Annotated in this window: 25 protein-coding genes; 23 read left to right on the top strand and 2 right to left on the bottom strand. The window is 63.2% G+C overall.

The genetic code is table 11. The features are described 5' to 3' along the window. Window positions 1-31 precede the first annotated feature (31 nt). From AC58D2_RS16070 to AC58D2_RS16045, 6 genes are all read left to right on the top strand, one after another. Entirely contained in the window at window positions 32-826 is a 795-nt protein-coding gene (locus tag AC58D2_RS16070) for an enoyl-CoA hydratase/isomerase family protein (protein WP_011415062.1), read from the top strand. Window positions 827-857: 31 nt separating this feature from the next. Further along, window positions 858-2108 carry a thiolase family protein gene (locus tag AC58D2_RS16065; protein WP_443018679.1) on the top strand — a complete coding sequence of 417 codons (1251 nt, stop codon included), beginning with the start codon at window positions 858-860 and terminating at the stop codon, window positions 2106-2108. A 37-nt stretch (window positions 2109-2145) separates the two neighbouring features. Then, entirely contained in the window at window positions 2146-3291 is a 1146-nt protein-coding gene (locus AC58D2_RS16060; RefSeq protein ID WP_017499968.1) for an acyl-CoA dehydrogenase family protein, read from the top strand. A 105-nt stretch (window positions 3292-3396) separates the two neighbouring features. Next, entirely contained in the window at window positions 3397-4299 is a 903-nt protein-coding gene (locus AC58D2_RS16055) for an SDR family oxidoreductase (protein ID WP_011415065.1), read from the top strand. A gap of 197 nt (window positions 4300-4496) precedes the next feature. Then, a complete protein-coding gene (locus AC58D2_RS16050) occupies window positions 4497-4928 on the top strand; it encodes a TonB-dependent receptor plug domain-containing protein (RefSeq protein ID WP_231737070.1) in 432 nt (143 codons plus the stop codon). Between the two features lie 9 nt (window positions 4929-4937). After that, window positions 4938-6644 carry a TonB-dependent receptor gene (locus AC58D2_RS16045; protein ID WP_231737069.1) on the top strand — a complete coding sequence of 569 codons (1707 nt, stop codon included), beginning with the start codon at window positions 4938-4940 and terminating at the stop codon, window positions 6642-6644. Between the two features lie 164 nt (window positions 6645-6808). Here AC58D2_RS16045 and AC58D2_RS16040 read toward each other — a convergent pair whose 3' ends face one another. Next, window positions 6809-7810, bottom strand: a complete 1002-nt coding sequence (locus AC58D2_RS16040; RefSeq protein WP_017499965.1) for a LysR family transcriptional regulator — start codon at window positions 7808-7810, stop codon at window positions 6809-6811. Between the two features lie 80 nt (window positions 7811-7890). Here AC58D2_RS16040 and AC58D2_RS16035 point away from each other — a divergent pair, with 80 nt between their 5' ends. The 14 genes from AC58D2_RS16035 (at window position 7891) to AC58D2_RS15970 (ending at window position 19265) form a co-directional block, all read left to right on the top strand. Beyond that, window positions 7891-9036: a CaiB/BaiF CoA transferase family protein gene (locus AC58D2_RS16035; RefSeq protein WP_026108913.1), complete on the top strand. Its 1146-nt coding sequence runs from the start codon at window positions 7891-7893 to the stop codon at window positions 9034-9036. 487 nt (window positions 9037-9523) lie between these two features. Further along, a complete protein-coding gene (locus tag AC58D2_RS16030; RefSeq protein ID WP_017499963.1) occupies window positions 9524-9850 on the top strand; it encodes a helix-turn-helix domain-containing protein in 327 nt (108 codons plus the stop codon). A gap of 86 nt (window positions 9851-9936) precedes the next feature. Continuing rightward, window positions 9937-10683 (top strand): LuxR family transcriptional regulator, encoded by a 747-nt coding sequence (locus AC58D2_RS16025; RefSeq protein WP_066113774.1) that lies wholly within the window; start codon window positions 9937-9939, stop codon window positions 10681-10683. Between the two features lie 92 nt (window positions 10684-10775). Continuing rightward, entirely contained in the window at window positions 10776-11390 is a 615-nt protein-coding gene (locus tag AC58D2_RS16020; protein WP_058454899.1) for an acyl-homoserine-lactone synthase, read from the top strand. A 5-nt stretch (window positions 11391-11395) separates the two neighbouring features. Beyond that, the gene (locus AC58D2_RS16015; protein ID WP_082731460.1) at window positions 11396-12277 is read left to right on the top strand and encodes a phytanoyl-CoA dioxygenase family protein; all 882 of its coding nucleotides are present in this window, start codon (window positions 11396-11398) and stop codon (window positions 12275-12277) included. Window positions 12278-12307: 30 nt separating this feature from the next. Further along, window positions 12308-12616: a helix-turn-helix domain-containing protein gene (locus AC58D2_RS16010; protein WP_082657684.1), complete on the top strand. Its 309-nt coding sequence runs from the start codon at window positions 12308-12310 to the stop codon at window positions 12614-12616. Between the two features lie 34 nt (window positions 12617-12650). Beyond that, window positions 12651-13130, top strand: a complete 480-nt coding sequence (locus AC58D2_RS16005; RefSeq protein WP_369815587.1) for a S26 family signal peptidase — start codon at window positions 12651-12653, stop codon at window positions 13128-13130. Beyond that, complete coding sequence (locus AC58D2_RS16000) at window positions 13118-13759, top strand: lytic transglycosylase domain-containing protein (RefSeq protein ID WP_058454896.1); 642 nt, start codon at window positions 13118-13120, stop codon at window positions 13757-13759. Before AC58D2_RS16005 ends, AC58D2_RS16000 begins: the two co-directional genes overlap by 13 nt. Window positions 13760-13828: 69 nt before the next feature. Then, window positions 13829-14269 carry a hypothetical protein gene (locus AC58D2_RS15995; protein WP_497391999.1) on the top strand — a complete coding sequence of 147 codons (441 nt, stop codon included), beginning with the start codon at window positions 13829-13831 and terminating at the stop codon, window positions 14267-14269. Window positions 14270-14891: 622 nt separating this feature from the next. After that, on the top strand, window positions 14892-15863 hold the full coding sequence (locus AC58D2_RS15990; protein WP_017499955.1) for an ArdC family protein: 972 nt from the start codon (window positions 14892-14894) through the stop codon (window positions 15861-15863). Beyond that, window positions 15860-16294 (top strand): DUF2958 domain-containing protein, encoded by a 435-nt coding sequence (locus AC58D2_RS15985; protein WP_017499954.1) that lies wholly within the window; start codon window positions 15860-15862, stop codon window positions 16292-16294. The genes AC58D2_RS15990 and AC58D2_RS15985 overlap by 4 nt, the downstream gene beginning before the upstream one ends. A gap of 85 nt (window positions 16295-16379) precedes the next feature. Continuing rightward, window positions 16380-18191, top strand: coding sequence for a ParB/RepB/Spo0J family partition protein (locus tag AC58D2_RS15980; protein WP_017499953.1), 1812 nt, complete (start codon window positions 16380-16382; stop codon window positions 18189-18191). Window positions 18192-18301: 110 nt separating this feature from the next. Continuing rightward, on the top strand, window positions 18302-18769 hold the full coding sequence (locus AC58D2_RS15975; RefSeq protein WP_017499952.1) for a hypothetical protein: 468 nt from the start codon (window positions 18302-18304) through the stop codon (window positions 18767-18769). Next, window positions 18762-19265 (top strand): hypothetical protein, encoded by a 504-nt coding sequence (locus tag AC58D2_RS15970; protein WP_017499951.1) that lies wholly within the window; start codon window positions 18762-18764, stop codon window positions 19263-19265. The genes AC58D2_RS15975 and AC58D2_RS15970 overlap by 8 nt, the downstream gene beginning before the upstream one ends. Before the next feature lie 53 nt (window positions 19266-19318). On the opposite strand, the gene AC58D2_RS15965 is transcribed toward AC58D2_RS15970, so the two are convergent. Further along, complete coding sequence (locus AC58D2_RS15965) at window positions 19319-19546, bottom strand: hypothetical protein (RefSeq protein WP_017499950.1); 228 nt, start codon at window positions 19544-19546, stop codon at window positions 19319-19321. A 360-nt stretch (window positions 19547-19906) separates the two neighbouring features. Here AC58D2_RS15965 and AC58D2_RS15960 point away from each other — a divergent pair, with 360 nt between their 5' ends. From AC58D2_RS15960 to rlxS, 3 genes are all read left to right on the top strand, one after another. Next, window positions 19907-20227 (top strand): DUF736 domain-containing protein, encoded by a 321-nt coding sequence (locus tag AC58D2_RS15960; protein WP_017499949.1) that lies wholly within the window; start codon window positions 19907-19909, stop codon window positions 20225-20227. 332 nt (window positions 20228-20559) lie between these two features. Then, window positions 20560-20721 (top strand): hypothetical protein, encoded by a 162-nt coding sequence (locus tag AC58D2_RS15955; protein WP_168196079.1) that lies wholly within the window; start codon window positions 20560-20562, stop codon window positions 20719-20721. Between the two features lie 346 nt (window positions 20722-21067). After that, window positions 21068-23032 carry a relaxase/mobilization nuclease RlxS gene (rlxS, locus tag AC58D2_RS15950; RefSeq protein ID WP_058454888.1) on the top strand — a complete coding sequence of 655 codons (1965 nt, stop codon included), beginning with the start codon at window positions 21068-21070 and terminating at the stop codon, window positions 23030-23032. Window positions 23033-23051: the final 19 nt, after the last annotated feature.

Below are 23051 nucleotides of genomic sequence, written 5' to 3'. Positions count from 1 at the left end.
GTGACCGCCTGCCGGCGCGCGGGAGACTGCAATGGACTATGAATACATCCTGGTTGAGCAACGCGGCCCAGCGCTTTGGGTGACCCTCAACCGGCCGGCAGCGTTGAACAGTCTGTCGTTGGCTTTGGCCGAGGAACTCGCCGCAGCGATCGAGGCAGCGGAAGCAGATGCGACGGTGCGCGCTTGCATTCTTACCGGCGCCGGACGGGCGTTTTGCGCTGGCGCGGATCTGCTCGCAATTGGCGATGGAACAGGCGGACAAACTCTCGCCGAACGCTTAAATCTGTTTCTGCCGCCGCTCGGTCAGGCTTTTAACAGGATCGAGACGTCGCGCCTTCCGATAATTGCGGCGGTCAACGGCCTTACGCTCGCCGGCGGCTTGGAACTGGTGTTGTGCTGTGATCTCGTCATTGCCGCGCACCCGGCCAGATTTGGCGACGCCCATGCAAATTACGGCCTGTTGCCCGGCGGTGGAGGGTCGGTTCGACTCCCTAGGAAGATCGGCGAAGCGCGTGCGAAACATCTGATGATGACCGGCGGGACCATCTCGGCTGCCGAGATGAAGGAAGCCGGACTCGTGACCCAACTGGTTGCTCCCGAGGATCTCATTGCGGCAGCGCAAGCGCTGGTAGAATCTCTTGCAGAAAAGAGCCGGCCAGGGCTCGCCTACATGAAGCAGCTAGTCCGCGCTGCGCAGGATAGCTCGCTCGAAGTCGGGCTGCGTCAGGAACTCGAAACCATGGCTGCTTACGCCTTGTCCAACGACATTGTCGAAGGACTGGCGGCATTCCGGGAGAAGCGGAAGCCCGATTTTTCCGACCGGTGAGACCTGATCGGATGCGGAACACATTGGAAGAATGGATCAACGAATGACCGACATATTCGTCATGGGGGTTGGGATGACCCCGTTCGGAAAACAGTTCGACAAGAGCCTGAAAATGCTCTGCGCCGAAGCTTCGTCGCAGGCCTTTTCCGACGCAGGATGCACCGCCGGCGATGTCGAAGCCATCTTCTTCGGCAATTGCGTCCAGGGGCATATGGAGGGCCAGGACATGATCCGCGGCGAAATCGTGGCGCGAGCGATGGGCATCTCAAGCGTTCCCGTGGTGAATGTCGAAAACGCATGTGCGACGGCTTCCACGGCCTTGCACATGGCCGCCGCCTATGTTCGATCGGGGGCAGCGGATGTCGTACTCGCGCTCGGCGCGGAGAAGATGTACTCGCCCGACAAGGCGCTCATGTTCAGTGCATTCGATGGCGCTTGGGACGTGCATGAAACCGAGTCGGGCCGCGCGCAGCTGCTGGCCATGGGCAATGGCGTCGATGTTCCGGAAGGAACGACATCGAGTCAGCCTTACAGCGTTTTCATGGATGTATACGCCGCGATGGCACGCGCGCACATGAAGACCTACGGCTCGACGCAAGCGCAAATCGCGGCCGTCTCGGCGAAAAATCACATGCATTCGACGCGCAATCTGCTTGCCCAGTATCGCCTCCCATATACCGTCGAAAGTGTACTCGCTGCGCCTCCGATCGTTTACCCGTTCACACTGCCGATGTGCTCCCCGATCAGCGACGGCGCCGCCGCTGCGATCATCTGCAGCGAAGCCGGTCGGCGCAAACTGTCGGCAGCCCCGGACAGGGCGCTAAGAATCCTGGCGTCTGTGCTGCAAACCGGCGCCGCGCGCGATCCCTTTGATTATGACCACCATGTCAGCCGCCTTGCGGCGAACCGGGCCTATGCGATGGCCGGCGTGGGGCCAGAAGATATTGGCGTCGCGGAGGTGCATGACGCCACGGCGGTTGGCGAGATCATTGAAATCGAGGCGCTCGGCCTGACGCCGCCTGGCGAGGGCGGACTCGCGGCAGAGCGCGGTGAGACGGCGCTGGGTGGGCGTATTCCGGTAAACACGTCGGGCGGGCTTGAATGCAAGGGACATCCGATCGGCGCCACCGGGCTCGGCCAAATCTACGAGCTTGCGCTGCAATTGCGCGGCGAGGCGGAAGATCGACAGGTTCCGAATGCCCGGTTCGCGATCGCGCAGAACGGCGGAGGTGTCATCGGGGTGGAAGAGGCGGTGGTCGCCGTCACGATCCTGGGCCGGTAGTTGTCAGAGCGCGCCTAGGGAAACACGGGGTCACGATATGAACTTTGAGCTGTCCGATGAACAACGCATGGCGGTGGAAACCGTCCGCCGCTTTCTCGACAACAAGCTTGAGCCGGAAATCCGCCGGCATGGGGAGCGATTCATCCCCAAACCGCTCATGAAGGAATGGACTCAAGCACTGACCGGCTATGGCCATATTACCGCACCGCATCAGGAGCAATGGGGCGGGCTTGATATGGGATGGCTCACTCATCTGCTCATTTTCGAGGAGATCGCCTATTCCTCGCTCGATGTGGCCATACCCGGCTTCATCAACGCGGTTGGCGCAGAACTCATCCGCCGCTTCGCCCCGGAGACGATCAAGCAACGCTATCTTGCCGACCTCGTCGCGGCCGAGAAGTTCGTTTCGCTCGGCATCTCGGAGCCCGATGTCGGCTCGGACGTCGCCGCCATCAAGACACGCGCCGTACGAGACGGCGATTTCTGGGTCATCAATGGCGAAAAGACCTGGATCACCAACGGAGCCTACTCGGACATCTTCATCTGTACGTGCAAGACTGGCGAAAATGAAGTCACTCACATCCTGGTCGATCGTGACGAGAGTGAGTATGAGGTGCGCGATATCCAGAAGATGGCGCTCAACGGCCAATCGACTGCACAGATATTCCTGTCCGATTGCCGCGTACCGGTGGCAAACACGATCGGCCGGGTCGGCGATGGATTGCGCAATACGTTGCAAGTGTTCGAGATTGCCCGCTGCCATATGGCGATGTGGAGTATCGGCATCGCACGGCGAGCAATGGATGAGGCGATCGCGTACGCTCGCGATCGCGCGCAGCATGGCAAGAAGATCGCCGGCCATCAGCTGATCGCCGACAAGATCGCCATCATGGCGACCAAGATCGACGCAGCCCGTCTGTTGACGCACCGGGCAATATCCCTCGTCCAGGCGGGCACGCGCGCAGAGACGGAATGCTCGATGGCCAAGTGGTACGCCACCGAAATGGCGATCGAAGCGACGCGCGATGCGCTTCAGATCCATGGCGGCAACGGCGTCACCCGCGAATTCATCGTTGAGCGGCTGGTGCGTGAGGCGATCATTTGCCCCATCCCCGATGGCACGACGGAGATTCAAAAGCTTGTTGTTTCGCGCGCCCTGACCGGCATTCAAGCCTTTCGGTAAGGCTCAGACGAAAACGACAGCGTCGACGGAAATGGAGCCGCGTGCCTGACTCGCACAGGATCAAATGCGCAGATGCGTCGCTCAGGTAAAAGAGGCAGACAAGCGATGGACGAAGAGCTTCGTTTCGATGGCAGGGTAGTGGTTGTGACCGGAGCCGGAGGCGGACTTGGGCGCCAGTACGCGCTGATGTTTGGCGGGCGCGGAGCCAAGGTGGTGGTGAATGATCTGGGTGGCGACGAGAAAGGGAGCGGCAGCTGCTCCACAGCCGCTGACAATGTGGTCGACGAAATTCGAGCCACGGGCGGTCAGGCGGTGGCAAATTATGCGTCGGTCGAGGAGGGCGCGCTGATCATCCAAGCCGCGGTTGACAACTTCGGAACCGTTGACGTCGTCATCAACAATGCCGGCATCCTGCGCGATGTGAGCTTCCACAAAATGACCGACGAAGACTGGACACTGCTTCAGCGGGTCCATCTGAATGGGACGCGGGCAGTGACGCAGGCAGCATGGCCGATACTGCGCGACAAGGGCTATGGCCGCATCGTCATGACCACGTCTGCAGCCGCAATCTACGGCAACTTCGGTCAGGCCAACTATGCCGCAGCCAAGCTCGGAATATTGGGGCTTGCGAACGCGCTGGCGGAGGAGGGGCGGTCCAGAAACATCCAGGTTAATACGATCGCCCCAATCGCCGCATCGCGTATGACCGCGACTGCCTTTCCACAAGAGTTTCTCGCCAATCTCAGAGCGGAAGCGATCAGTCCATTGGTCGGTTGGCTTGCGCACGAGAATTGCAGCGAAACCAAAGGGCTTTTTGAAGTTGGAGCCGGCTATATCGCCAAGCTTAGGTGGGAGCGCGCGCTTGGGCACGCCTTCGGAGCGGACAGGGCGTTCACGCTCGATGATGTCGCCCGGCACTGGGGTAGAATTGTCGACTTCACGGATGCCGAGCACCCGCTCGGGCTGAATGACAGCCTTGAGGCGGTAGAACGGGCGCTGAGAGCGTAATCAACCCGATGAATTACCATGATATTTTTGAGCGGCCGTCGGGCTGCCGATGGCGTCGTGCTGCCGCCAGATATCGATGAGCAGCAGGAATAGTTCTGCAGCGAATTGAATTGGACGACGGCCCTCAAATGCCGCCAAACGGCATGAACTACACAATATCTCCTGGGAAGAGAGGATCAGCCATGAGAGGATGTCTATTGGCTTCTGCCGCGTTGTTGTGCTCGGGAACAGCATTTGCCCAGGAAGCAACGCCCCAGGCGAACGACCAAACCGGGAGCGCCACGGAAGCGCTGGCTGAGGACATTGTCGTTACCGCCACCAAAAAGGGCTATGGCGAAAGCGTGCAGAAAGTACCGATGGCGGTCACGGCTTTTGGTGAAGCGCAGCTGGATGCCAAGTTCGTCCAGAATCTTCAAAGTCTGAGCTACGACGTTCCCAACGTCCAGCTCGAGGATGTGGGTACGGCACCGGGCTATGCCAATTTCACTATCCGGGGCCTCGGCATCAACAGCACGATCCCATCGATCGACCCCACCGTAGGCGTTTTCACTGACGGTATTTACCTCGGCATCAACGCTGGTGTCGTGCTGGACAACTTCGACCTTGAGGGGATCGAAGTTCTGCGTTGACCGCAAGGCTTGCTTTTCGGTCGCAACGTTACCGGCGGTGCCGTGGTTGTGCGGACCACGCGGCCCAGCTTCGATTTTGGAGCCAAAGCCAAGCTATCCATTGAAACGGGACTGAAAAAGACCGTAAGCGGCACGGTTACCGGACCTATCGTCGATGACGTTTTGGCTGCCAAATTGGCCGTCTACTACAGCGACGACAATGGCTGGTTTCGCAACCGCTTCGACAATCGCAGCTTCGGTAAATCACATGACCTTATCATTCGCCCGGCACTTTCGCTCAAGGGTGGCGACCGCTTCCGAATGGATCTCCGCTATGAGCATGGCGATGTCGAAAGCGATGGAGCCCCTGTCCAGAGTCACGCGCTGTTTCCCCGCGACAGCTTCAGGTTTTCGATCAATTTCCCAGGTTTCTATGATGCCAAATGGGACCAGGCGATCGTGGAAACCAACATCGATGTCGGTCTGGGCGAAGGCGTCTTCACCAACATCGCTGGCTATCGGAAATTCCGATCCTCCGCGGGCGCTGATATCGATGGAACACCACAGTCCTTCTTTCATGCCTTTTTCGAAATCGACCAGGATCAACTCAGCGACGAACTTCGTTATGCCGGAAGGTTCGGTGACGTCGAATTGACAACCGGTCTATACTATTTTTCCCAGGATCTTCGTTACGCCGAGCTGCGGAATCTTTTGGGCGGTGCTCGGATCGTTTCCGGTGGGGGTACGCAAGACCAGACAACATGGGGCATTTTTGCTTCGACCGACTGGCATTTCACCGATACGCTGACCTTGAATCTCGGCGCGCGGTATAGTTGGGAACGCAAAGCCGTTCGGGTCTCGGCCTTACGCGCAAATGGTTGCAATCTAGACACGCTGATCTGTGCAACCAATTTCGCCGACGCGGCAAAATGGCGAGGGTTTACGCCGAAAATCGGCCTTCAGTGGAAGCCGGATGACGACACGCAGATTTATGGCCTTTACACGCGCGGGTTCCGCAGCGGCGGATATAATTTGCGCAACACCGATCCCGCTGTGCCGCCGGGGCCATTCAATCAAGAGACCCAGGACAGTTTCGAACTCGGCGCCAAGAAGCAATTCGGGCGCCACCGGATCAACCTGGCGGCCTTCTACAATCGCATGAAGGACCTGCAGCGCGAGATCAACCTGCCCGGACCGCTTGGCGTCAGCCAGGTCATACGGAACACCGCCGACGCCACAATCAAAGGCGTCGAGGCCGAGGGGCAGTTTTTTCTTTTGTCCAACCTCGTGATTTCGGGTCAGCTCGGCTACGTGAATGGCCAGTATCGCAACGTCCAGTTCGACCTCAGCGGTGATGGCGTCATCAACGATGTGGATCGTGCGCTCAAATTGCCAAGGCTGTCGCCATGGACCTATGGCGTGGGGCTGACTTATGATCAGCAGCTTGGCGAATTGGGGACAGCAACGGCGCGTGTCAGCTTCACGCATCGCGACAAGGCGGCATTCACCGACAACAACGTCGGCTTCCTTCAGGGCGCCGATATGCTCGATGCGAGCCTCACATTGGCGACCGACAACAAGCACTGGCGCTTCTCCATCTATGGCCGAAACCTCCTGAATGAGGTGACGATTGGCGGCGATACACCTTTGCCGGCGGCCTTCGGGGGCACGGGTGCAAGCCTTTCACCGCTAAACAGGGGGCGCGTCATCGGCGGAGAAGTGGCGATTAGCTTCTAGGCCATTTTCGAGGCGAGTGGAATCACCCGCCAACTCGGAAAATGCCCAAGATCAATTTGCTAGAGCATTTCCTGCCGGAAAGCCGGTTCCCACTTCTGCGCGAAATGCTCTAGCTGATCGCGACGGATGCAGCGGATTTCCGATCGCACCCCGCCCCCTTGCCGTTAATCCGATGATGCGGTGCGCCATGCCTGACGAACAAGGCTGACGAGCGCACGGCCAGCCGGTTTTACCTGCCAGCGGCTACGCACAGCATAACAAAGCGTCAATGGATCGAATAAACCGATTCCCTCCAAGGCCACGAAATTGGCGCGAAACCATGAGTTCTCGGTGAACTGTTTTGCAACCATCCCGATAGCATCGGATGTGGCAACGATCCGTCGAACCAATTGAAAATAGTCTGTCATGTGGATCCAGTCAGCGGGACGCTTACCGCTTTTTTCGTACATCTGCTGAATGATCGATGTGTAGGGTTCGGAAGATGAGGGCACTACGAATTCGAACTGGACCAGCGGCTCCTTGCTGGTCGGGTTTATCCCCAGAATGGGATGATTGTTCCGCACAAAAGGCAGTATTTCGATCGAGGCGACCCGCTCGCACTTGAATTCCGGCCAGCGTGCAAAGGCCGCTTCAAGTCCAAAGGCGACATCGATATCGCCGCGCGACAGGAGTCGCACGCCCCTTTCGCTGTTGCCCGAAACGACTTCGACGCGCACTGCCGGATGGCGCCGCAGCAAAGAAACCAGAGGTTGGGTGAGCAACCAGTCGATTGACCCTGGGAACAGTCCGATTCGAAGCGGGCCCGCATAGGCGTCGGCGCGGCGGGCTGTATCTCCGAGTAGTTCAGCTGCGTCGGCAAGCAAGCGCGCTGCGCGATCAATAAATTCGCGTCCCTCCTCTGTCGGCATCGCGCCCCGTGAGGTCCGATGGAAAAGGGAATAGCCAAGATGCCGTTCGAGTTCAGCGACACTCTTGGTCACCGCCGACTGCGTGACACCAACCGCATCCGCTGCCCTGGAGAAGGAACGAAGCTGACCAACCGCGACGGCATGCTTGAGGCGAGAATCGAGCATGGACATGCCCCACAGGAATAATTGCTCCAGAGAATGAATTAGGCGAATCAAGGTCATTTTGCCAATCTTACTTTCGACACTGCCGCCCAGCACGACTGCAACCCGTCTCGAAATCTGGAGCGGCGAAACGGCCTGGATCAAAGCGCCAAGGTCTCAGACGCAGGTATGCCTGAATGACGAAAACTGGTCCGCTTGCAGGCCTCAAAATACTCGAAATTGCGGGCATCGGCCCGGCGCCGTTTTGCGGAATGCTGTTGGCCGACCTTGGCGCCGATGTCGTCGTCATTGAACGCGTAAGCCCTAACTCCGAAAATATCGATCTTGGCAGCGGCGCCATTGTGAACCGCGGGAAACGTGTAATTGCCTTGGATCTGAAGTCCCCCGAAGGCGTCGCGCATGTCCTGGATCTCGTCCAAAGGGGCGATGTACTGATCGAAGGCATGCGGCCTGGGGTGATGGAGAGGCTCGGCCTTGGTCCCGAGGTTTGCCTAGCGCGTAACCCCCGCCTTGTATTCGGTCGCATGACGGGTTGGGGGCAGCAGGGACCTCTCGCCCAAGCGGCCGGCCATGACATCAACTATATCGCGCTGTCAGGAGCCCTTTGGTATGCTGGGCATCCCGGTGAACCGCCAATGGCGCCGCCAAGCCTGGTAGGCGATATTGGGGGTGGAGCGCTCTATTTGGCCATCGGCGTCCTCGCAGCGGCAATGCACGCGCGGGATACCGGGAATGGGCAAGTGGTTGACGCCGCGATCGTCGATGGGAGCGCTCACATGATGAACTTGCTCCTGAGCCTGAAGGCCGCCGGCCAGGTTGCCAGCATACGCGGCTGCAGCATCCTTGACGGCCCTCACTGGTACTCGACCTATCGGTGCGCCGACGGGAATTTCATCTCAGTCGGATCACTCGAGCCCAAGTTCTATGCGCTGCTTTGCAAAAAGCTGGGGTTGGCCGGCGATAGCAGTTTTGACGACGGCTATGATCGTGATGCCTGGCCCGAGCTCAAGCAGCGTTTTAGCGAGATATTCGCCATGCGGACACGGGAAGAATGGCGCACACTGCTGGAAGGCAGCGATGCCTGCTTTGCCCCCGTGCTTGATCCGGACGAAGCGGCGCGCCATCCTCATATGGCAGCGCGAGGCGTCTATCGGGAGATCGACAATATCCTCCAGGCAATGCCGGCGCCACGTTTTTCGGGCTCGTCACTACCGATCCCCGGACCGATCCCGCTGCATCATGAAGATCCGAGTACAATTCGGCGGGGCTGGAGCAAACCGGACCGCTGCGGGATTACCGCCAGAACCGACTGTTGCGAGTAGTCGGTTGGCATGGTGGGCGGCCAGCGGCCCGACACGAACGGTGATTTCATAACTATGAACCAATGCGACGCTCCGCTTCGCTGCGCTGCATTCAAATCAAAGGAGACAACGACACACAGGCACGTCAAACTATCCGATGATTCCTGTACGCCACGCCGGAACGGCGATTGCGGACGTGTCCACGGGACGTTGTTCGCATCGTGATTCGCTCGGCGCTTGAAATCAATGCTCGCCCCGGATGTGACGACGCCGATGGGATTTCCACTGCGGCGTCCACGGCCAATGTCCTGGCGTGAGGGCTTCGGTCATCGACCGATTCGACCGTCCGAATGCGGTCTTTTGGCGCGCCTGAGAATCCGCATCAGAGTTGAGTGCGCGTTGTTCGGGAATCTCATTTAAATATTTGTAAAAACGTAATAATATAGATAATAACTCCAACCTGTATCCAGTGTGGAGTAATGGTCGCAGGGCGTGAACTTACGCCCTTATGGATGCGTCGAAGTCCTTCAGTTTGAATCTCAGGAAATTGCGGCTTGCGATGCGCATCACGCAAGAAGCGCTCGCCCATGATGCGGGCACGAGCAGCTCTTATCTGAGTGCGATCGAAAATGGCCGGTCGAGCCCGACGCTGAAAGCAATGGAGCGGCTCGCGAAGGCACTCGGCGTTAATGCCGTCTATCTCTTGTCCGGCCGGATATCGATCTCGATCGTTTCGGACGACGAACTGGAAATCGGCGCGATACTGGCGCGCCCGGCGGTGACGCTCCGGCGCCATCCGCACAAGCCGACGGGGCGGCCGAGCAAGACCAAGTAAATCATCGGGGGCTGCACGCGCGTGGGCTGGAACCACGCGCCCGATAGACGCGCCCGCAACGCGCGCGTCGAAAGGAGTGCCCCTCGGTGCCGTTTCGCGACCTCGATGCCTATATTAAGCAGGCCAGGCGCGCGAACAGTGATCGCGAGCTGTTCAGTTGCAGCGAGGCCGCCGCACGCCAGCTCGGCCTCCCATGGCTCGCGATCGTCCAGAGCATGGCCTTCTTTCAGCCCGGTGGGCGATATTTCCGCATGGACAATTTCCAGAGCTGGGGCGACGTTTTCGTCGCCGAAGGCTATTACCGCGACGATCCCGCCTTGCTCGCGGCGCGCTCGACAAGCCGGGCGTTCGGCTGGCACGAAATGGAGCGACTGCTGGGCGGCTTCACGCGGCGGCAGGCGCGCATCGTGCGCGAAGCCGCGCGTCATGGCCTGCGCAACGGCCTCACCGTTCCGATTGGCGTCGCCGGCGAGCCGCCCGGATGCTGTACGTTCGCAACGCGCGACGGGCAATTGCCGCCATCGCATATCTGCCGGATCGCGACGCTGATGGCGAGCGAGGCTTTTACCGAGGCGCGGCGCTTGCACGGCTTTCCGGCGCGCCGCCTGGAATTGCCCCATCTCAGCCCAAAGCGGCTCGAATGCTTTCGCTTGGCGGCGATGGGCAAGAGCGACGTCGAGATCGGGATCATGATGCACATCGCGCCAACGACCGTGCGCACCTACATGCGCGACCTGCGCGAGCATTTCGGCATCTATTCCCGCGCGCAGCTCCCGGCGATCGCGCTCGCCTGCGGGATCGTCTGCATCGAGGAGATCGTCCCGCGCTTCTGAGTAGGATCGCCGCATCCTCAATATTGACGACTGTTTGAACTCCGCATCTCTGCTCCTTTTGCGACCGTTCACGTTGAACGGGAGCTACTGCTATGATCCATATTGTCCAAGGGTGCTCGCTTACCGATGCGCGCGCCGCCTCGATGTTCGAGGACCGCAAGACCCTGTTCGTCGATCTGCTGGGCTGGGATGTTCCGGTCGTCGGCGGCCGCTATGAAATCGACAGCTATGACGGCGACAAGGCGGTCTATCTGATCGCCACCGACGATGGCTGCATTCACCAGGGGTCGATGCGGCTGCTATCGACAGAGGGCGCGCATCTGCTCGCCGATCGTTTCGCGTCGCTCTGCGAGTGCGATGCGCCCCGGGGGGAGCAGGTTCGCGAGATTACGCGACTTTGCCTGCCGCAACGATTGGGCGCCCCCGGACGCCTGCGTGTCCGCAACCGGCTCATCTCGGCGATGGTCGATCATGCGCTCGGCAGCGGAATCACCATGCTAACCGGCGTCGTGACCGCTGCTTTTCGCGAGGAGGTTTTGGCGATGGGCTGGCGCGCAGCGCCGCTCGGCCCCGCGCGCCGCATCGATGGCGCGTTCCTTGGAGCGTTCCGCATCGAGATCTGCGCCGGTACGCCTGCGCTGCTGGCGTCGAACGGCATCTATGTGCCGGGTGCGATCACTCCCGATGCGGCGGCAAGAGCCGCGTGAAGGGAATGGCGATGCACGACCCCGCCCGCCTAGCCGCGATGCTGCTCGCCGACGGTTATGTCATTGTCGATAACGCCGTGCCGACCGAGCTAATCACCGCGCTCGAAGCCGAACTCGCACCGCGCTTCGTCGCCACGCCCTTTTGCGAAGGCGGATTCTACGGAGCCCGCACCAAGCGCTTTGGCGCGTTGTTGCGGCGTTCACGGCATATCGCCGGCCTTGTGCTGCACCCGATCATCTGCGGTATCGCCGAAACGGTGCTCGGGGAATGGTGCGATCGTATCGTTCTCAACCTCACCCAGGCGATCGAAATCCATCCCGGCGCGCTCGCGCAGGTGCCGCACCGCGACCAGGATCTCTGGGGCGGCGTCAAGACCGGGATGCACTATCAGATCAACGTCATCTGGCCGATCGATCCGTTCACGCTGGAGAGTGGCGCGACGCTGGTCTGGCCGGGCAGCCATCACGATGCGGCATCGCAACCGGGCGATGCACGTCCGGTCGCCGCCGAAATGCCACCCGGCTCCGCGCTGCTGTTCCTCGGATCGATCCTGCATGGTGCCGGCGCTAACCAGTCCGATCATGTGCGCCGCGCGGTCATCACCTCCTATTGCCTCGGATGGCTGCGGACGTTCGAGAATCAGTATCTCGTCTACCCGCCCGCCATCGCTCGAGCGTTCGATCCCGATCTGGCCGCGCTCATCGGCTATGCCCAGCATCGCCCCAATCTCGGTAATGTCGAAGGCCAGTGCCCATCGGTGCTGCTTTACCGCGACGATATTGACGGCCTCCCGGCGATCGACGCGCTGCTTCCCGGTCAGGCGGACATGTTGGACGCCTACGTCGCGGATCAGGAAGCGGCGCGTGCGGGCCTGATCGGCGGGTAACGCGGGTTCGTCGGACTAGACGCTGCATCCATGACACACGATCCGAACGACAAAGCAGGCGGCGGCGCACGAACACCGACCGAGGTGGCGCCGCCCGCTGTGAACGGTGGAGCTGTATCTTCGACCGCGGAGCGCGCCCGGCGGGCACGCGAACATTGCCCGTTCCTGACAACCAAGCAGGCCGCGTTCCATCTCGGCCTCGCAGCGGACACGCTCAAGAAGATGCGCCGCGAGCGGCGCGGTCCGTGCTGCCGGAAACACGGCACCGTCTGGCGCTACCATATCGACGATATCGAGGCCTGGTCGCGCGCGAACATGCGGGATGGCGGAAATGGCTAGGCTGTTACCCTCCCGTCTGCCGGTTCGGGCCTCCGTGCTGATCAGTGTTGGCGTCGCCGCGCTGACGGCGACGATCGCGCTGCCCCCGACGCCGCGGCTGGTCTGGAACGTGTCGGCCAGCGCGCCGATCGGCCTCTATGCCGTTGGCGGCCGTCACGACATCGCGGCTGGCGACATGGTGCTGGCCCGCGTGCCCGACCGCTGGCGCCGGCTCGCCGCCGAGCGGCGCTACATTCCGATCAACGTCCCTTTGGTGAAGCGCGTCGCGGCCGTGCCCGGCGACCGCGTTTGCGCCCGTGGTCGCGATATCTCCGTAAATGGCCGCCCAGTCACTGATCGCCGCGAAGCTGACGGCCGCGGGCGGCCGATGCCGCGGTGGAGCGGATGTGTGACACTGAGAACCGGTGCGCTGTTCCTCCTGATGGACAGCCCGGATTCGTTCGACGGGCGTTATTTCGGACCGACATCGCGCGGCGACGTCATCGGCGAGGCGCGGCTGTTGTGGCTGGGCTGAGGGTCGCCATCACCGCCTTGGCGCTGCTAGCGGCGGCGCCGGCTGGCGCGCAGTCGGTCGTTCACTGGCGGCCTTATATCGAGGCAGCCTCGGCGCGTTTCGGCGTGCCGGTAGAATGGATCGAGCGCGTCATGCGCGCCGAGAGCGGCGGACGCACGATGCTGGACGGTCGCCCGATCACCAGCCACGCCGGCGCGATGGGGCTGATGCAGCTCATGCCCGGCACCTGGTCCGAAATGCGCGCGCGGCTCGGGCTCGGGTCCGATCCACATAGCCCGCGCGACAACATATTGGCGGGGACGCTCTATCTTCGCCTGATGTATGACCGCTTCGGCTATCCCGGTCTGTTCGCAGCCTATAATGCGGGACCGGCACGCTATGCCGAGCACGTGCGGACCGGCCGCGCGCTGCCCGGCGAGACCCGCGCCTATCTCGCGAGCGTCGCCGGAGTGCCCGTCAATTCCCAGTCGGCTGTCGCGGCCGCCAGTGCAACGCCGCGTACCGCCAATGCCATCTTCTTCGCGATCGGCGACCGGCCCCCTGCCGGCCGGAGCGAAGCCGGCGCGGCCACGCTGTTCGTCGTGCTACGCGCAGGGCCGCCCGAGACGGCTGCGCCAGGCCGTCCGTAGTGAGCACCGATCCGGGCTTCATGCGGATTCGTGTTTCTGCTATGTTCCGAGGCTATGGAGTTGGTCGTCATGCTGCTCGGTCTGATCCTTTCCGCCACCGGCATCGTCCTCTTCGCCTGGGCGATGTTCCGGCTCGCCGTCTTCGCGCTCCCGGTCGGGCTGGGTGCGGCCACCTTTCTGTGGGCGGCGGGTGGCGAGCTGGGGCTGTTGCTCGGCCTGCTTCTCGGCCTCGTCGTCGGCGTCGCGGCCTTGCTGATCGGACGCATGCTCATCGCGTCACGGTTGCCGGTTCCAGTTCGCGGGGCGGTCGCTTTTCTCTTCGCTGTGCCCGCCGGGATCGCCGGCGGCAGTGTCGTCTCCAGCCTGATGCAGCTCGGCGGTGCGGGGCCGACCGCGACCGGCATCGCCGCGGCGGTCGGCGCGATCATCATCGCCGGTGCCGCCATGATGAGCCTGTTGCCCGCGATGACCGCTTGCACCGGTTCGAACGGATCCCCGCTGCACGGTTGATCTGTTGGGGCCAGTGGGCCGAGTGCTCGCTCCTCGTGTCACCGCGCGCATGGCGACCACGACGAGAGTGCTTCAAGACGGCAGGGTCTGACCTGACGCATCCGGGTTTTCAGGCGCCTCGCGCCTGCGGCGCGACCGCCGCTCTATTCCGCTAGGCTCACATCCGTTCGCCAAGCTCCACCGGGCCACGCTTCGCNACCTGACGCATCCGGGTTTTCAGGCGCCTCGCGCCTGCGGCGCGACCGCCGCTCTATTCCGCTAGGCTCACATCCGTTCGCCAAGCTCCACCGGGCCACGCTTCGCGCGTCCCGGCCAAAGGTGACGATCGGACTGGCGGGATGCCGGAGCCTTGCTCCGGCCTGTCGTCGCCGCGCCTGACCGGCGCGGCGGCATTTTTCGTTGGGCCTTCCCCTCGTCGCGCGGGTGGGCGGCGCTCCCTTCTGGGCCCGGCCCGGCGTCCCGCAAGCCGGCCTTCGACTGCGCTCGGGTCCGGCTCCTCCATTGCATTTCGGCCCTGCGGGTGCGGACCGCCTCCTGGCCGCGCCCGGCAGGTCGCAATTCGCCGCCCACCCCCGCTCCGGGGGAGGCCCTGGGGTTTTTGGGGCGGCATTGGAGGATAGCCATGCACCAGACCGGCAGCCAACGCGCGCGCGCAGAGGGCAGCAAACGCCAGCCCCCGGCGGAGCGCGCCAATCTTTACGACGAGGTGACGGGCCGCATTGTTTCCGAACTTGAGGCGGGCCGCTTCCCTTGGGTCCAGCCTTGGGGCCGCCCCAATGGTCAAGGCTTCTCCGCCGCCCCCGGCCTCCCGCGCAACGGGCTCACCAGCCGCAATTACAGCGGCGTCAATGTCCTGATCCTGTGGGGAGCAGTGATCGAGAACGGCTATCCGTCGCAATCGTGGCTGACCTTCCGCCAAGCCTTGGAGGCGGGCGGCAATGTCAGGAAAGGCGAGCGCGGGACAAGGGTTGTCTATGCCGACCGCTTCACCCCCGAAGCCGAGAAGGAACGCGCGCGCCAGACCGGCGGCGAAGCCCGCGCGGTGCCGTTCCTCAAACGCTTCACCGTGTTCAACGTCGCACAGTGCGAAGGCTTGCGCCCCGGCCTTGCCACCGACCCCGCACCGCTTCCCGAACGCCAAGTCGTGCCGATCGCCGAAGCGGTCATTGCGGCATCGGGCGTCGATTTCCGCATCGGTGGGGACAAGGCCTACTATGTCCCGAGCGCCGACTATGTGCAGGTGCCCCCGCAACCGGCCTTCCACGAACAGATCAATTTCTACCGGACGGCGCTGCACGAACTCTGTCATGCCAGCGGCCACCCGTCGCGCCTCAATCGCAATCTGCGCAATGCGTTCGGCAGCAAGGACTATGCGCGCGAAGAATTGATCGCCGAGATGGGATCGGCCTTCCTTTGCGCCGCGCTCGGCATCGTGCCGACCGTTCGTCACGCCGATTATCTGGCATCATGGCTCGACGTGCTGCGCGAGGACAATCGCGCGATCTTTCGCGCGGCCAGTCAGGCGAGCAAGGCCGCCGATTGGCTGCTTGCCCGCTACGCCGAGACGCAGGACGAAGGGAGGGAAGCGGCATGATTACGCTCCCCCATGCGATCCTTTCGGCGCTGCGCGCGAATGCGCGCGCCAGCCGCCTCCACGAGCAGCGCGACGAACGGTTCGACCCGTTCCCGGTGGTCAAATTCTTCAATCCGGTCGGCGCGGCGACGTGGATCGCCACCGAGCTTTACGACGATGGAGACACGCTGTTCGGCCTCGCCGACTTGGGGTTCGGATGCCCGGAAATGGGCGTGTTCTCGCTTACCGAGATTGCGGGCGTCCGCTTGCCCTTCGGCCTGTTCATCGAGCGCGACGAGCATTTCGAGCCGCTGGCCCCGCTTTCGCTATGGTCCGATACCGCGCGGCGCATGGGTGCAATCGTTCTGGCCGAAGCCGAACTTCGCCGCATCACCGATAGCCGGAACGGCAACGAGCTTCCGCCGCCTCTTGATGATCGAGGGGCCGGATGACGCGCGGCGCGTTTCGCCGCATTGAGTGCCGGTCCCGCCCATCCAGCAAGACAAACGGGACCGGCGCTCCAGAAGGAGCAGACCAATGAAACTCGACTTTATCGACCATAGCAAGCTGGTTCCGTCCAAGGTGAACATGCGGCACGGACCCAAGCCCCCGGACGTGGGCGACATTCTGCCCTCGATCCGCAAGCGCGGTGTCATCGTGCCGCTGATCGTGCGCCCGCAGGCGGGCAACGATAATGGCGTCCACGAAATCGTCGCCGGGCGGCGGCGCTGGACGGCGAACGCCATCGCGCTTGTCGAGGGCATCGACCACGGCCCGCTTCCCGTCGCCATCCTCGACGCCGGGGACGACGCCGACGCCATCGAGGCATCGCTTCTCGAGAACACCCGGCTCGATCCCGACGAGGTGACGCGATGGGAAACCTTCGCACGGCTGGTCAAGGAGGGCCGCGACATTGCGGATATCTCCGCGACGTTCGGCATTCCCGAGCTTGGCGTGAAGCGTATCCTAGCGCTCGGCAACCTGCTTCCGCGCATCCGCGATCTTTACCGCAAGGAGAAGATCAACGCGGCGACCGTCCGGCATCTGACGCTGGCGAGCAAGCAGCAGCAGAAGGCATGGCTGGCGCTCTACGACGATGACGACGCCTATTGCCCGACCGGCCAGCAATTGAAGGCATGGCTGTTCGGCGGGCAGTCGATCAAGGTCGAACATGCCCTGTTCGACGTCGATGCGAGCGGCCTTGCGATCGTCGCCGATCTGTTCGGCGAAGACCGCTATTTTGCAGATGCCGACGCGTTCTGGACCGCGCAGAACGCCGTAATCGACGCGCGCAAGGAGGACTATCTGGATGCCGGATGGTTCGACGTGGTGATCGTCCCGCCCGGCGAATATTTCTACCGCTATGAGTTCGCCAAGGCACCCAAGCGCAAGGGCGGGCGCGTGTATATAGATGTGCGCGAAAGCGGCGAGGTCGAGGTCCACGAAGGCTATGTGACGAGCAAGGAGGCCAAGCGGCTCGAACGCGGCGAGGCAATCGAAACCGGCCCCAAAGTGCCGCGCCCCGAAGTGACGAGCACGATGCAGACCTATATCAACCTGCACCGTCATGCCGCTGTCCGCGCCTCGCTGACCCGTCATCCCAAGGTCGCGCTGCGCTTGATGGTCGCCCATGTCATCGTCGGGTCGCCACTGTGGACGGTCAAGCCCGAGCCGCAGACCGCGCGCAACGACGATGTGCGCGAAAGCGTCGAAACTTGCCGCGCGGAAACCGACTTCGACGCGAAGCGCCGCGCCGTATTGGACCTTCTCGGCTTCTCGCCCGAGGAACCGACCGTCACAGGCGGCAACGGCGACGACTTCGGACTGGTCGGCGTGTTCCTGCGCTTGCTCGACGTGCCCGACCGCGCCGTAATGGACGTGATCGTCATCGTCATGGGCGAAACGCTCGCCAGCGGCAGCGCCGCCATCGAGGCGGTCGGCGGCGAGATCGGCGTCGATATGGCCCGCTACTGGCAGGCCGACGACGCCTTTTTCGAGTGTGTCCGCGACAAGGAGGTGCTGACCCGCATCGTCGCCGAGGTGGCGGGCGAACCTGTCGCCGCCGCCAATGCGAAGGAACCGGGCAAGGTCTTGAAGCGCATCGTCCGCGACCATCTGGAGGGTGCGAACGGGCGGCCCAAGGTCGAGGGTTGGGTGCCGAAATGGATGGCGTTCCCGCCCGCTACCTATACGGCGCGCGGCGGCGTCGGCACCGTCGCGGCTCATGCCAAGGTGCTCGCGGCGCGCCCCGACCGCGAGCCGGAACCGACCGGCCCCGGCGCGGTGATTGCGCTTCCGGCCCCTGCCAAGGCCGAGCCGCAGGAACAGCCCGAGCGCGAAGCCGCATGAAACTGGACGGGCGGCGGCGCACCCGCCGCCCGTTCCGTCCCCCATAAAATCGCCGCGCCGCTCGGCCGCAAGCGGCCCTCGCGGCGCGGATTTCAGACAGGAGACTTGTCATGGCCGACCGTGTTTCGGCATCCATCACCATCGGCGGGACGCTCCCCGCCAGCCAGCTTCCCGCCTTCGCCGAGGCCATCGCGAACGAAGGGCTGTCCACCGAATGGGACGGCGAACCCTTCGCGCTCGGCGATCTGCCCGAGGGCGAGCCCTTGGCGCTCATGGCGCACGAGGTCGCCTGGGGGCGGTTCGAGGGACTCGAAGCCTTCTGCATCGCGCATGGGCTTTTCTTCGCGCGCTGGTCGGGCGCCTATGCCTGCCAGTGGGGTGCGGAACGCACCGTGTTCACCGGCAGCGGCGAACCGCAAAGCTACGCTGCCGACGAGGACGACTATATCCTCATGGGGCGCTGCACCGCCGAGCGATTGGGCAGCTATGCGGCGATCATCGCGCATTTCGATGCGGCCGACTTCGCGGTGCCCCCGCTTGTCATCACGCCCGAACGGGAGGAGGCGAGCAATGGCTGACATCTGGATTCAGGGCAGCTTCGCCTTTCGCTGCACCGCCGCCGAGTGCGCGCTGATCGAGGAAGTCGCAAACGCTGGCTACGCGCTAGCGAATGACGACGCGCCCGATCCGCCGAGCGCGGCGCTGCTCGCAGCCTTTCCGCCGGACGATGCGAACGCGCGGTGGAGCGGGTTTCGCGAGGCGTTCAACGATCCCGAATTTCCCACCATCGGAGCCGATTTCATCGCTGAAACCTGCCCCGACGATCCATCCGCGCGGATCGTGTGTTTCGCCAGCATGGACGATTTCGATGCCGCTGCCATCGCGGTGGTGATCCAGCGATGTTGCCCCGAAACGCTCGCCAAGGGGCCGATCGGCTTTGAATGGGCCATGACCTGTTCCAAGCCCCGCATCGGGGAGTTCGGTGGCGGCTGGTGCGCGATTTTCGCAGACCGCATCGAGATCGACGCGACCAACGAGGCGCTGTCGCGCGCGCTCGCGGGCGACGGCAACTAGCCCAAATCGCGCCGCACTGCGCGCTCGCGTGCCGAAAACCCCTGCCGCCTGACCTACCGGGCGGTGCGGCGGATCACCGTCCGGGCGCTTCCGCATAACGTGCATTCGTCCTTCTGCCGCTCGAATCCGCGCGTGCCGCCGAGCGCGCAGGTGACGACATTGGCCTGTGCGGTAACCGACAGGTTGAGCCGGTCAGTCACGCAGGCATCGCACACCGCCGCGCCGTCCAGCCGCACGATCAGCCGTTCGATCTGCCCCGCAATCGTCGTTCCTTCGTTCATCGCCGTGAGGCTATAGCCGCGGCCTCGTGGCCGCGAAAGCAATCATGGCTTCCCGGAAAGACGCCGGACTGGGCTTCCTGTCCGCGCGCGCATCTCGTCCTTTCGTGTCTCACCAACCCGTCGCCGGCTCCTTGGGCGCATGACCTGGGACGGCCGCGCGCCTCGCGAAACCATCGCGCGGAACTGATTTCCCCGCGCCGCTTTGGCGGCGCTCCTCGCGGCCGCTTCGCTCCAAATCAGCCCCGCGCTTCCGGTCCTCCGCTTCGCTTCGGCCTGCGGTTCGCAGCGCGCTCAAGGGCCGTCCCTTCGGTCCGCCCATCGCCCGGCATCGGGTCGGGCGAATGTGCAAGGAGACGAGAAATGCCCTCAATCGGTCATGTCCAGCGCCAGAACGACGGTTCGTTCCGGGGCGCCTTGAAGACGCTTTCGGTCAATGCCGAGATCGCCATCATCCCCAACCGCAGTAAGACCGGGGACCAGCCCGACTACCGCGTGCTGTCGAACGGCGTCGAACTGGGCGGCGGCTGGATCCGCACCGGCGAGGTGAGCCAGCGCGAATATGTCCGCCTCGCCATGTCGGCCCCCGAACTTGGCGGCCGCACCCTCTACGCCAATCTCGGCCGCGCCGCCGGGCAGGACGACGACGACGCGTTCGCCGTTATCTGGAACCCCGGCGACTGAGCCGGATCGGCCCCGCGCCGGTCACCCGGCGCGGGGCTTTCCTCATGCCTTGAGGGCTTGGCGTGGGCCTTTTCCTGCACCGGAACGCGCTTGCGGGCCTGCAGAGAGGAAGAAATCCGCTCAGCAAGCACCGAGTATCCGGCGGCGAACGGACCGCCTCAACCATCGACGGTTCCCCCAATTTTCACGCCACCTGCGTTCCGCTTCGCTCCACTCCGGCGACGAGAAAATCGGCTCCCCCGTCGCCCGCTTCGCGGCCGCTGCGCGGTGGTTGACCCCGCCCGCTCCCCGCCGGGCGATGGCTCATCTTTCGCTTGTATCAGGAGGATGAGATGTCGGTTGAACAACAGATCGAGGAGCTTCGCGCGGAGCTTTCATGGTGCGATGACGCGGGAGAACGGCGGCAGATCGAAGCCGAATTAAGGGCCGCTGAGAAGAGGCTGAAGCGGTGCAATCGGGCGCTGCGTCAGGCCGAACAGGCAGGCTGGCAATAAGGCGATGCGCTGTTGAAGGGGCAGGTTCGCGGGAGTGGTGCCGCATGGCGCCGCTCCCCTTTTTTGATCGGGAAGGCGGGAAGGCAAAGCGGGCGTCTGGGGCGGCAGGTGGCAGTCGGGCTCGATGGCAAGATAGAGGCAAAATCTCGCGATTTTGTAAGTGTTTGTCTGCACATCGTTTTTTGAAGGCTTTTGCGAGACTCGCCCTTTGAGTGCGAGACAGGGTTGCCAGGAATGGCGGTTTTCTGGGCTTTTCCGATCCCAATCGCGAGACTCCTTGCGCTCTGGCGAGGACGCGCCATTCTTATCGGCGGGGAGCGTCATTCCGGTATGGAAGGACGCCGCTATGCGCGATGATGAGTTCGAACCGCACCTGGGCCGGATGCGCTGCCGGGGCAAGGAGCAGCGCTACCTGAGCCGCGTCGTGAAAGCGGCAAAGCGCGCAGGGCTAAAAACCGGCAGGCGTGGCCGCTTCGACGGCAGCCGGATCGGACGTGGCGCGAGCGTTGCACGGGTGCTCAGATCGCGCGACCGATTGGGCGCGTTCCGGTCGCGCCGCGTGATCGTCAAGATACGGCCTGTTGGACTTGGCGGGAAAGGTATGGGCGGCGCGAAGGCGCACTTGCGTTATATCCAGCGCGATGGCGTGACCCGCGAGGGCGAGCCCGGCGCGCTCTATTCGGCCGACGAGGATGTCGCCGACGGCAAGGTGTTCCTCGAACGCTGCGACGGCGACCGCCGCCAGTTTCGATTCATCGTGTCGGCCGAGGACGCCGACCAATATCCGGACTTGAAGCCCTTTGTGCGCAGGCTGATGACGCAGATGGAGCAGGATCTCGGCACGAGGCTGGATTGGGTGGCAGTCGACCATTTCAATACCGGCCATCCGCACACGCATATCGTTGTGCGCGGCGTGAATGACCGGGGCGAAAATCTGCTGATCGCGCGCGAATATATTTCGCACGGGGCCAGGCAACGCGCGATCGAGATCGCCAACCTCGACCTCGGGCCGCGCACCGACCTTGAAATCGAGGAGCGGCTTCGCAGCGATACTGGCGTGGAGCGGCTGACCGCGATCGACCGACGGCTGATCCGCGACATGGATAGTATGCGCCTGGTCAGCGCGAGCGACAGCGACCCGTTTCACCAATCGGTTCGCGTCGGCCGCTTGCAGAAACTTGGGCGCATGGGACTCGCCTCGCATATCGGCAGCGACACCTGGCGGCTCGAGCCCGACCTCGCGAACACACTGCGCCGGATCGGGGAGCGTGGCGATATCATCCGTACCATGCAGCGCGAGCTGACCGCGCGGAAGCTCGACTGTGCCGCGGCCGATCGCGTCATCTATGATCCGACGGCGCAGGAAGCCGCGCCGATTATCGGCCGCGTTATCATGCGGGGATTGGCGGACGAGCATGAAGACCGCCATTATCTGCTAATCGACGGCATCGACGGGCGCACGCACTATGCCGAGATCGGCGAGGGCGAGATGGTCGATCCGACCCCCGAAAACGCCATCGTCCGGATCGTGCCGCGTGAGGGCGGCGTTCGCCCGGTCGATCGCACGATTGTCGAAGTCGCCGCCGCGAACGACGGACGCTACACGATCGACGCGCATTTGCAGCAGGACCCGAGCGCCAGTGAAGGCTTCGCCGAAACCCATGTCCGCCGGCTGGAGGCGATGCGGAAGATCGCCCGCAATGTCGAACGCGATCCCGATGGAAGCTGGATCGTCACGCCCGATCATCTTGACAAGGTGGTTCGGTTCGAGGCGCGCCAACTCCACGACCGGCCCGTCGCCATCGAGGCGCTGTCGACCGTCCCGCTCGACAATCTGCCAGCGGCCGAGGCCGCGACCTGGCTCGATCGTGAGCTGGTTGCCGCCAGCCCAGCGCCGGTGCGCGATGCCGGGTTCGGCCGCGAGGTTCGTTCAGCGCAGGCGATGCGACGGCAATGGCTGATCACCGAACAGCTTGCAGACGAACAGGATGGGCAGACGGTCTATCGGCGAGGGATGCTCGCCGCGCTCCAGCGGCGAGAATTGCTGCGTGTCGCCCGCCAGCTCTCCGACAAGTTAGGCGTTCCGTTCGCCGAGGCCAGAGAGGGGGAGGCTGTTCAAGGCAGGCTCGTGCGCGCAGTCGAGATGACGAGTGGTCGCCATGCGCTCATCGAACGGTCGCGCGATTTCACGCTGGTGCCGTGGCGCTCTGTTCTCGATCGCCATGTCGGCAAATCGGTCTCGGGCATCATGCGCGACGGCGGGATCAACTGGACACTCGGGCGGCAGCGCAGCGGGCCGAGCGTCTCCTGATCCGGAGGATTCGGGCTTC

This window comes from Sphingopyxis sp. CR5 (genome assembly GCF_059693785.1).
This window is presented reverse-complemented; position numbering and strand designations above follow the sequence as displayed.